The sequence below is a fragment of the Actinoplanes sp. NBC_00393 genome, assembly GCF_036053395.1.
Taxonomy (GTDB): domain Bacteria; phylum Actinomycetota; class Actinomycetes; order Mycobacteriales; family Micromonosporaceae; genus Actinoplanes.
This window is the reverse complement of record NZ_CP107942.1, coordinates 11,329,974-11,340,925: the sequence shown is the minus strand read 5'-3', so window position 1 is coordinate 11,340,925 and position 10,952 is coordinate 11,329,974. Positions and strand designations below refer to the sequence as shown.

Sequence of the window (10,952 nt, the reverse complement as noted above, 5' to 3'; positions counted from 1 at the left end):
GAAACGGCCGGGAGCGACTGCTCCCGGCCGTTTTCGTTCACACCCGGTAGACGGAGATCGTCTGGTGCAGCTCCTCCGCCATCCGGGCCAGTTCCTGGGCGGTCGTCTGGGTCTCGGTCGCGCCGGTCGCGGCGGCGTCGGCGGCCTCGGCCACACCCGCGATGTTGCCGGCGATGTCGGCGGCGCTGGCGGAGGCCTCGCCGACGCTGCGGCTCATCTCGTTGGTGGTGGCCGTCTGCTCCTCCTCCACCGCGGCGGCGATGGTGGCGGCGTAGTCGTTGATCCGCGCGGTCACCTCGGTGATCTCACCGATCGCCAGGACCGCGCTCTCGGTGTCCTGCTGGATGGCGCCGATCCGGCGGGTGATGTCGTCGGTGGCCCGGGCGGTCTCCTGCGCGAGGTCCTTCACCTCGGACGCGACCACGGCGAAGCCCTTGCCCATCTCGCCGGCGCGGGCCGCCTCGATGGTGGCGTTGAGCGCGAGCAGGTTCGTCTGCTCCGCGATCGTGGTGATCGTCTGGACCACGCTGGTGATCTCGTGGGACGACTGGCCGAGCTTCGCGACGATCTCGTTGGTCCGCTGCGCGTTCTGCGCGGCCTGCGCCGAGACCGAGGCGGCCTGGGTGGCGCTGGTCGCGATCTCCCGGATCGCCACGCCCATCTCGTCGGCGCCCGCGGCGACGGTCTGCACGCTCTGCGACACCATCCCGGCGGCGCTGGACACGGTGCCGGCCTGCGCGGAGGTCTCCTCGGCAGCCGAGGACATCTGCACCGACACCGACGACAGCTCCTCGGAGGCCGCGGCGACGTGGTGGGCGTTCTCGGCGACCTGGCGCACCATGCCGGCGACCGCCTCGGTGGAGGTGTCCAGGGCCTGTGCCAGCACGCCGACCTCGTCCTTGGTCTTCAGCCCGGTACGGGCGGTCAGGTCCCCGTCGCGGATCGAGATCAGAACCTTCACGCAGTGCGCCAGCGGCTTGGTGATCAGCCGGGCGATGCCGGTCGCGGCGAGCGCGCCGATCGCCAGACCGGCGATGATCAGCGAGATGACCAGGTTGCGAGCGGTGGAGTAGGCGCTCTCCGCCGCCGTCTGCTGCTCGTGCGCCTTCACGATGGTCTGCTGGGAGAGCGCGTCCATGGCCTCCCGGGCCCGGGCCACCAGCGGGTCGATCTCGGTCTCGCGCACGGTCGCGATCCGGGCGTCCTCGCCGTCCCGGCTCAGCGGCAGCAGCTTGTCGTCGAGCACCGCGACGTACTGCCCCCAGGCCTCGTCGAAGTCGGCCAGAGCAGCCACCCGGATCGGCCCGAGCTCGAAGGCCTTGTACGCGGTCTCGGCCTCCTCGATCTCCTTGAGGTCGGCGGTGAGGGACTTCTCCGCCGCCGCCTTCACGTCAGCGTCGTCGGACAGGAAGTGGTTGAGCGAATTGATCCGGGCCCGGTTGAAGGCGTTGCGCATCTTGGCGATCGTCTCCAACTGCAGGCTGCCGTTGTAGACGACGTCGGTGCTGTGGTTGATCTTCGCCATCTCGACCACCGCGAACGACGACACACCGGTGCCGATCAGGGCGACCACCAGCACGGCCATCAGGATCTTGGTACTGACCCGCAGGTCGTTCAGCCACCCGATCACACCGCGCCGGTCTCCGGGCGCCCCCCGCGACATCGACTCCATCAGACAACCCCCCGAAATGGCAGCCTCCGACGAATTCAGGCCGCGTCGAAGGGTATTTCGTGAGCCGCGGCGCCCGGCTGACGAGTTTGGAGATCACCACACCGAAATGCACCCGACCAGTACAGGCCCGCAGCGCTTCCCGTACTCGCATAATCGGACATAAGGCCATATAGTCGCGCGGTGACCTCTGCTGGTGAGCCCGCGTTCCGTTCCCGGCCGTACGTCTGCGGCGTCCTCGGACCAGCGGATCCGGCCGCATCGTCCCGGCTGCTCCGGGATTCCCCGGGCGGGCTGCGGGAACTCGTGCACACCGACCGTCTCCGGCTGTGGGCGTCAGGAGAGCTGGAGCAGTGGCACCGCGGCGACGAGAAGGGATACTTCTGGGCCGCCAACGCTTCCGGACCGGCTCCGTCCTCGTGGCGGGACGCCGCCCAGGACCGGCTCGCGGCCGGGGTGATCCTGTCCCCCGAGTCGGCGACGCTGCACACGTGCGCCCTCGGGATGCAGGAGATCTACGTGCGACGGCTGGGCGCGGCCGTCTACTTCTCGGTCCGCATCGAGCCACTGCTGCAGCTGGACGACGCGCTGCTGCATCCCGACGAGCAGGCCTGGGCGAGCATCATCTGCCTCGGCTATCCCCTCGGGGAGGCGACCCCGTTCGCCGAGGTCCGGCGCATGCGGGCCGCCACGGCCTGGGAGGCGACGACCGGCGGGCTCGAGCGGCGGTCGTTCGAGCCGTGCTATCTCGAGGCGCAGGCGCCGGAGCGGTTCAGCCCGTCCGACATGGCGGCGCTGCTGACGGACCGGATGCCCGCGGCGCCGTGGCTCGGCTCGGTGCACAGCACGCTCAGCGGCGGCTGGGACTCCCGGCTTCTGGCCGGGCTGCTCGCCCGGTCCGGCCAGCGGACCCGGGCCTGGACCACCAGCCCGGACGACGGCCGCGATCACGACCTCGAACTGGCCGGACCGGTCGCGCGGGCCCTGCGCATGCGGCACCGGACGGTCGTGCCCGGAGAACAGGCGTGGCTGCAGGACGTCCGGCAGGCCGGCCGGCGGGTGCAGTACCAGGCGTCGATGCACACCTGGCTGATGCCGCTGGCCCACCGCCTGCACCGGGTACGCGGGCCACTCGTCGACGGGCTGGCCGGTGACGTTCTCCTGAAGAGCCTGTTCGTGACGCCGGAGATCCTGGACAGCCGCACACCCGCCGTGCTGCGCAGCCGGCTCTGGGATTCGTTGTCCCGGGGCCGGGTGAGCCTGCCCGGCATGTTCGCCCCCGAGGCCGCGGCCCGGCTGGAACAACTGAGCCGCGAGTCGTTCGACGAGGTCACCGGACACCTCGACGGGCACCCGGCGGCGGCGACCCTGAGTGTCCTGCTGAGCCGCACGATGCGCGGCGTGGCGATCTCGCCGATGCTGCTCTTCGCCCCGGAGTGCGACGTGCATCTGCCCTTCGCCGACCCGCGGGTCCTGATGGCGGCGCTGCGGGTGCCGGCACACCGCAAGATGGGCGGCGCCTACTACCGTGAGTTGCTCGACGTGGCGGTGGGCCCGGAGGTAGGACAGCTGCCCTCGACCAACGACCCGCGGCCCAGGCAGCCCTTCGGCTACCGGCGGCAGGCCAGCCCGCAGGCCGTGAGCTGGATGGCTGACACGATCGGCAACGATGACGCGGTACGCCGCATGATCGGCCCGAAGATGCGCGCCGCGCTGGCGAACCCGGCCGACGAGCGACTGCGGTCGCAGTCCGGTCTGCTGGCCATGCTGCAGGCGGTCACCATGCTCGCGATGTGGCGCTCGGCGTACGCCGCACGAGTCACACCGGACGTACCGCTCCTCTCCGCAACGCCGTGAAGTCGTAAATGCGCTCCTGCACCGCGTCACCACGCGACTGGTTGCCGCGTTCGCCGCACCCCTGGTGGTGCTCTGCGTCGTGGGGGCGCTGGCGTACCGCAACACCGACACCCTGGAGACCAACAGCGGTCAGGTCGTCCACACCTATGAGGTGCTCGAGGGCCTGGAGCAGATCACCGGGGCACTCAAGGACGCGGAGACCGGTCAGCGCGGCTATCTGATCACCGGCAAGGACGAGTACCTCGCGCCGTACACCGCCGCGTCCGAGGCGGTGACCGGAATGATCGACGACGTCGCGTCGCTTACCGCCGACAACCCCGCGCAGCAGCAGCGCATCGCCGAGTTGCGACCGCTGGTGCAGGCCAAGTTCGACGAACTCGATGAAACGATCGAACTGCGCCGTGCCGACGGGTTCGCCGCCGCGCGTGACGTGGTGCTGACCGACAAGGGCAAGGCGGTCATGGACCAGATCCGTGCCGTGCTGACCGAGATGGCCGAGGAGGAGTCCAGCCTGCTCACGGTACGGGCCGCCTCGACCGAGGAGACCGCCGACACCTCGCGGACCGCCGTCATCACCGGTGTCGGCCTGGCCGCCCTGCTGGTGGTGCTCCTGGCCTGGCTGCTGGCCCGCAGCATCCTGCGCCCGCTGGCCGCGCTGACCGGGCGGCTGGCCGAGATCGCCGACGGCGAGGGCGACCTGACACAGCGGGTCGACGAGTCGCGGCGCGACGAGTTCGGCACCCTTGGCGCGACGTTCAACCGGTTCGTCGCGAAGCTGGCGGGCATCATCGCGCAGATCGGCGACCAGGCCAACTCGCTCGCCGCGGCCAGTGAGGAACTGTCCACCGGTACCCGCCACATCGCCGGCTCGGCCGAGCAGACTTCACGCGAGGTCGGCAGCGTGGCCGGCTCCACGGCGGCGATGAGCACTGCCCTGATCACCGTCGCCGCCGGGGCGGACGAGATGGGCGCTTCGATCCGGGAGATCGCCGCCAGCACGTCGGACGCGAGCCAGGCCGGCGCCGAAGCAGTGCGGGTCGCCGACGAGGCCAGCCGGACCGTCACGGCGCTCGGCCAGTCCTCGGCGGAGATCTCCAACGTCGTCAAGTTCATCACCTCGATCGCCGAGCAGACGAACCTGCTGGCTCTGAACGCCACCATCGAGGCGGCCCGCGCCGGGGAGTCCGGCAAGGGCTTCGCCGTGGTGGCCAGCGAGGTCAAGGAACTGGCCCAGGAGACCGCCCGGGCGACCGAGGACATCAGCCGGCGCGTCCACGACATCCAGCTCAGCGCGACCGCCACGAGCGAGGCGATCAGCCGGGTCACCGAGATCGTCGCCCGGGTCAACGACTACCAGACCACGATCGCCTCGGCGGTCGAGGAGCAGACGGCCACCACCTCCGGCACGCCGGGATCACGGGGCCGCTGTGAACACAGCGGCCCCGCGGTCGTTGGAACGACTCGTGCAACAGGTTTGACATGCCGTTGTAATGGGAGCGCTCCCATGAAACGATGGCGGTCACTATCCCTCGACGTGGGACCGGGGCACATGATGAAGAAACTGGGCAGCGTTCTGGCGGCTGCCGCGCTCGGCGTGGGGCTGCTCTGGGTGGCCTCGCCATCGGATGCGGCGGCGGCGCCGCCCTACAGCTACGGCGAAGCCCTGCAGAAGTCACTGCTGTTCTACGAGGCCCAGGTGGCCGGCAAGAAGCCGGCCTGGAACCGGGTGTCCTGGCGCGGCGACTCGGCCATGACCGACGGCGCCGACGTCGGCCTGGACCTGACCGGCGGCTGGTTCGACGCCGGGGACCATGTGAAGTTCGGGCTGCCGATGGCGTTCACCACCACGATGCTGGCCTGGGGCGCGGTGGAGAACCGGGCGGCGTACGCGAGCTCCGGCCAGCTGACCCACCTGCTGAACAACCTGCGGGTGCCGAACGACTACTTCATCAAGGCGCACCCCAGCGCGAACGTGCTGTACGGGCAGGTCGGCAAGGGCGACGACGACCACAAGTGGTGGGGTCCGGCCGAGGTGATGCCGATGGCACGTCCGGCGTACAAAATCGATGCGAGCTGTGGTGGCAGCGAGCTGGCGGCGGAAACCGCGGCCGCGATGGCTGCCAGCTCGCTGGTGTTCCGGCCGACCGATGCGGCGTACGCCGACAAGCTGCTCACCCACGCGAAGCAGCTGTACACGTTCGCCGACACGGTCCGGAAGAACTACCACGAGTGCATCACCGACGTGACCTCGTTCTACCGCTCGTGGAGTGGGTACGCGGACGAGCTGGTCTGGGGCGCGATCTGGCTGCACCGGGCCACCGGCGACGCGTCCTACCTGGCGAAGGCCGAGGCCGGTTACGACGCGCAGGGCAACGAGAACCAGACCAGCACCAAGATGTACAAGTGGACGATCTCCTGGGACAACAAGCAGTACGGGAACTACGTGCTGCTGGCCCAGCTGACCGGCAAGCAGAAGTATCTCGACGACGCGAACCGGTGGCTCGACTGGTTCACCGTCGGTGTCAACGGCGAGAAGGTGCGCACCTCGCCGGGCGGGATGGTGGTCGTCGACTCGTGGGGCGCGTTGCGCTACGCGTCCAACACCGCGTTCGTCGCGCTGGTGCACAGCGACCACCTCAGCGACGCGACCCGCAAGCAGCGCTACCACGACTTCGCGGTCCGGCAGATCAACTATGCGCTCGGTGACAACCCGCGCAGCTCCAGCTACGTGATCGGGTTCGGCGCCAACTCGCCGAAGAACCCCCATCACCGTACGGCGCACGGCTCCTGGTGGGACAGCCAGCAGGTGCCGGAGCAGACCCGCCATGTTCTGTACGGTGCGCTGGTCGGCGGACCGTCCTCGCCGGACGACAAGTACACCGACAGCCGCGGCGACTACGTGATGAACGAGGTGGCGACCGACTACAACGCCGGGTTCACCTCGGCCGTGGCGCGGCTGTACGGCGAGTTCGGCGGCGCTCCCCTGGCCGGCTTCCCGGTCGCTTCGCCGCCGGATATTCCTGAACTGTCAGTCGAGACCACGGTCATGCAGAACGAGACCCGCTCGACCGGCGTGAAGGTGATCGTCTACAACAAGTCGGCGTTCCCGGCGAAGGCGTTGACCGCCGGCAAGTTCCGGTACTACTTCACCCGCGACGACAGTTCGGCGCTGCAGGTCAGCTCGCCGTACACGCAGGGCTGCCCCGGACCGACCGCGGCGAAGCAGCACTCCGGCAACGTCTGGTACGTCGAGGTGGACTGCGCCGGGTACACGATCGCGCCGGCCGGCCAGTCGGCGCACCGGATGGAGGTGCAGCTCAAGATCGGGGTGGCCGAGGGCGGCACGTGGAACCCGGCCAACGACCCGTCCTACCAGGCGGCGGCCGGCCCGAACACCGGGGTGACGCTGTACGACGGCTCGACGCTGGTGTGGGGCGCGGAGCCGGACGGCACCCAGCCGTCGCCGTCCCCCTCGGTATCGGTCTCCCCCTCACCGTCGGCGTCTGTTTCACCATCGCCTTCAGCGTCGCCTTCGGTGTCGCCTTCGGTGTCGCCGTCCCAGTCGCCGGCTACCGGCTGCCGGGTCGCCTACACCACGAACAGCTGGTCCACCGGCTTCACCGGGACCGTGACGATCACCAACGGACCGGCCGCGATCAGCAACTGGACGCTGACCTGGCCCTGGACCGCCGGGCAGCAGGTGACGCAGGGCTGGTCGGCCACGGTCACCCAGTCCGGCACGCAGGTGACCGCCACGAACGCCTCGTGGAACGGCAGCCTGCCCGCGGGTGGCACGGTGAGCTTCGGTTTCAACGGCACCCACACCGGCGCGAACCCGGCGCCGGCGTCGTTCACCTTGAACGGCACGGCCTGCACCGTCTGACGTGACCGACGATCGGGGGCGGCGACATGCCGCCCCCGATCGTCGTTTATCCGGCATTCACCGCGGTATGTGAACCCCGATCCGACTGAAGGGGAGCACGCCATGGGTCGTACCGGAAAGGCTCTTTTGATCGTCGCACCGTTGGCGGCCGGCGCGGCAGCGGTGGCTGTCCGGCGCCGCCGCACGCCGGCGGCCTCCCGCCGCACCCACGTGGTGACGGTGTACCGCAAGCTGTCCGACCTGGAGTCGCAGCAGCTGCCCGGCTCGCTGACCGAGATCGCGGACGGCGTGGAGATCACGCTACGGGCCGCGCCGGCGGATCGCGGCACCGAGATCGCGGTCCGCATCCCGGAGGGTTCCACAGTGACCGACGGTGAGGTACGCCGGGCGCTGCGCGAGACCCGCTCGCTGCTGGAGGCCGGCGACGTGCTGTTGCCGTCCGGCCCGGCAACCACCACGCCGACGCTGCTCAACCGGCCGCTGCAGACGGCTACCCGGCACGGCCGCGAGGGAGGTCTGCTGTGAAGGCGCTGCAGTGGCAGGGCGTCAACAAACTGTCGGTCGGCACGGTTCCGGACCCGGAGCTGCGCAATCCCGGCGACATCATCGTGAAGGTGACCCGAACCGTGACGTGCGGTTCGGACCTGCATCTGATCGGCGGTTACATCCCGTTCATGGAGAAGGGCGACGTGCTGGGGCACGAGTTCCTCGGCGAGGTGGTCGAGGTCGGCCCGGACGTGCGCCGGCACCGGGTCGGCGACCGGGTGGTGGTGTCGTCGTTCATCTCCTGCGGCTCCTGCTGGTACTGCGACCAGAAGCTGTACTCGCTCTGCGACAACGGCAACACGAACCCGGCGATCACCGAGACGATGTGGGGCCACGCCCCGGGCGGCTGCTTCGGCTACTCGCACGCGATGGGTGGCAACGCGGGCAGTCACGCCGAGTACATCCGGGTGCCGTTCGCGGACGTGGGCGCGTTCACCGTGCCGGACTCCGTCTCCGACGAGCGGGCCCTGTTCGCCTCCGATTCGGCGGCCACCGGCTGGATGGGCGCCGACCTGGGCGGCGTGAAGCCGGGTGACGTGGTCGCGGTGTGGGGCGCCGGCGCAGTCGGTCAGATGGCGGCGCGGGCGGCGGTGCTGCTCGGCGCCGACCGGGTGATCGTCATCGACCGCCTGGAGAACCGGCTGCAGCAGGTGCGCCGGCACGCCGGGGCCGAGACGCTGAACTACGAGCAGACCGACATCTCCGGTGAGCTGCGCGAACTCAGCGGCGGCCGGGGGCCGGACGTGTGCATCGAAGCGGTCGGCATGGAGGCCCACTCCCCCGGCGCGCACTTCGGCTACGACCAGATCAAGCAGCAGCTGCGGCTGCAGACCGACCGGCCGATCGCCGTGCGGGAGGCGATCCACGCCTGCCGCAAGGGCGGCTCGGTGTTCGTTCTGGGGGTCTACGCCGGGTTCGTGGACAAGTTCCCGCTGGGTGCGCTGATGAACAAGGGCCTCACGGTACGCGGCGCGCAGATGCACGGTCAGCGGTACATCCCGATGCTGCTGGACCGGATGGCCAAGGGTGACCTGGTGACCGAGCATCTCGCCACGCATGTCCTGCCGTTGGACCGGGGTCCGGAGGGCTACCGCATCTTCAAGGAGAAGGAGGACGACTGCGTCCGCGCGGTTTTCCTCCCGTAGCGGGGCAACCTTTTCGCGATCTGGAACCACTCCATGGGTGAGTACGTGCACATCCATCGAGCAACGTCGATATAGTGGCAACCGTGGCAAGCGCTTTCCCCCACGGTTGCCACTGATGTTATCGCTCACAGCCCATTGGAGAAGGATCCCCCGATGACTTCGTCCAAGTCCTCATCCCCACCCCGCCGGCGCTGGCGGCCCGCCCTCATCGGCGTCGTCGTGACCGCACTGGCCGGCGTCGGCGCGGTGGTCGGCCTGCAGCAGGCCAACGCCGCGACGGTCAACACCAACGCCTGGTACGTCTTCGTCAACCGGCACAGCGGCAAGGCGATGGACGTCTACAACCTGGCGACCACCGCCGGGTCCGGCATCGCCCAGTTCACCCGCAACGACGGCAACTGGCAGCAGTGGCAGTTCGTCGACGCCGGCAGCGGGTGGTACAAGATCCGCAGCCGGCACAGCGGCCTGTTCCTCGAGCTGCCGAACACCAACGACGGCACCCAGCTGGTGCAGAACGCCGACAACGGCACCACCCGCCAGCAGTTCACCCTCAAGGACTCCGCCAGCGGTGACGTGCGGTTCATCAACCGGCACAGCGGCAAGGCCCTCGACCTGTGGGAGTGGTCCACCGCCGACGGCGCGATCATCTCCCAGTTCGCCGACGCCGACGGCGCCAACCAGCGCTGGCAGATGATCCAGGTCGGCACCGGCACCGGCGGAGGCGGCGGCACGGGCAGCGGCTGCGGCAGCGGCACGTTCCAGTCCGAGGTGACCGTCAGCGGCAGCACCTGGACCGCCCGTAACGCCTCCGGCGCCAGCGTCTACAGCGGCAGCGACTTCCGCGCGGCCGTGCAGGCCGGCATCGGCAGCCTGACCGCCGGGCGTACGTCGATGCAGCGGGTCGTGGTCCGCGGCAACGGCAGCATGACCGCCGGCAGCCGGATCTCGCTGGCCAACTACACGTCGCTGTCGGTCTGCGGCACGATCAACGTGACCGGTTCGGGCAGCGGCGACTACGCCCCGATCTACGCGCGCGGGGTCAGCAACATCGAGATCCCGTACCTGAACGTCACCGGCGCGCCGATCTACGGCATCTTCATGCGCAACGTCACCAACGTCTGGCTCGGCCAGATCGACATGCGGCTCAGCGCCGGCCTCGGCGTGCGCATCGACAACCGCGGCGACACCAGCCAGTGGACCCGCAACGTCAAGATCGACAATGTGTACGTCCAGGGCGCCAGCTCCCACGCGGTGGAGACCTACGGCGTCGACGGCATCACGATCGGCACCGTGACCGCGCGCAGCGTCGGCGAGTCCGGCCTGCTGCTGAACCAGACGATCAACGCCACGGTCGGCACCGTCGACGCGGAGAACGCCGGCGCAGGCACCGGTTACGCCGCGTTCCGGATGGCCAACCGCAACGGCCGGGTCGGCAGCTCCTACCCGAACAACATCAAGGTCGGCACGGTCAAGGCCCGCGGCGGCGGCCGCGGCATCTTCTGCGTCTCGGAGAGCGGCGGCTTCACCATCGACCGGGTCGACATCGCCAACACCGGCAACAACTCGGTCCTGCTGGAGAACTGCTACAACGGCTTGCTGGCCGGCGTCTCCGGCACCATCAGCGGCGGCGGCGAGGTGCGCATCGCGGCCCGCACCGAGTTCCCGCCGTCGTCCGGGATCCGCTTCCAGAACCTGACGGTCTCCAACACCAACATCACGTGGAGCCCGTGCACCGGCTCCAACAACACCATCAGCAACGTCACCCGTACGAATTCCACCCTGACCTGGTGTTGATCTCCTAGTTGATCGAGCTGTGCCGGGGCGCCCGCGTCCCGGCACAGCCGTTCTCCTT

Annotated in this window: 6 protein-coding genes and 1 pseudogene; 6 read left to right on the top strand and 1 reads right to left on the bottom strand. The window is 69.6% G+C overall.

The window, feature by feature from the left end; translation table 11 throughout:
• Positions 1-37: 37 nt before the first annotated feature.
• The gene (locus OHA21_RS52260) at positions 38-1,672 is read right to left on the bottom strand and encodes a methyl-accepting chemotaxis protein (protein WP_328468624.1); all 1,635 of its coding nucleotides are present in this window, start codon (positions 1,670-1,672) and stop codon (positions 38-40) included.
• A gap of 180 nt (positions 1,673-1,852) precedes the next feature.
• Here OHA21_RS52260 and OHA21_RS52255 point away from each other — a divergent pair, with 180 nt between their 5' ends.
• The 6 genes and pseudogenes from OHA21_RS52255 to OHA21_RS52230 all read left to right on the top strand — a co-directional run bounded on the left by OHA21_RS52255 (position 1,853) and on the right by OHA21_RS52230 (position 10,894).
• Complete coding sequence (locus OHA21_RS52255; RefSeq protein WP_328468622.1) at positions 1,853-3,526, top strand: asparagine synthase-related protein; 1,674 nt, start codon at positions 1,853-1,855, stop codon at positions 3,524-3,526.
• A 64-nt stretch (positions 3,527-3,590) separates the two neighbouring features.
• A pseudogene (locus OHA21_RS52250) lies at positions 3,591-4,841 on the top strand (methyl-accepting chemotaxis protein); the annotation flags it as partial.
• A gap of 237 nt (positions 4,842-5,078) precedes the next feature.
• Complete coding sequence (locus tag OHA21_RS52245) at positions 5,079-7,409, top strand: glycoside hydrolase family 9 protein (protein WP_328479073.1); 2,331 nt, start codon at positions 5,079-5,081, stop codon at positions 7,407-7,409.
• Positions 7,410-7,511: 102 nt separating this feature from the next.
• A complete protein-coding gene (locus OHA21_RS52240; RefSeq protein ID WP_328468620.1) occupies positions 7,512-7,934 on the top strand; it encodes a hypothetical protein in 423 nt (140 codons plus the stop codon).
• Positions 7,931-9,100: a zinc-dependent alcohol dehydrogenase gene (locus OHA21_RS52235; RefSeq protein WP_328468618.1), complete on the top strand. Its 1,170-nt coding sequence runs from the start codon at positions 7,931-7,933 to the stop codon at positions 9,098-9,100. Before OHA21_RS52240 ends, OHA21_RS52235 begins: the two co-directional genes overlap by 4 nt.
• A 153-nt stretch (positions 9,101-9,253) precedes the next feature.
• Positions 9,254-10,894, top strand: coding sequence for an RICIN domain-containing protein (locus OHA21_RS52230; RefSeq protein ID WP_328468616.1), 1,641 nt, complete (start codon positions 9,254-9,256; stop codon positions 10,892-10,894).
• Positions 10,895-10,952: the final 58 nt, after the last annotated feature.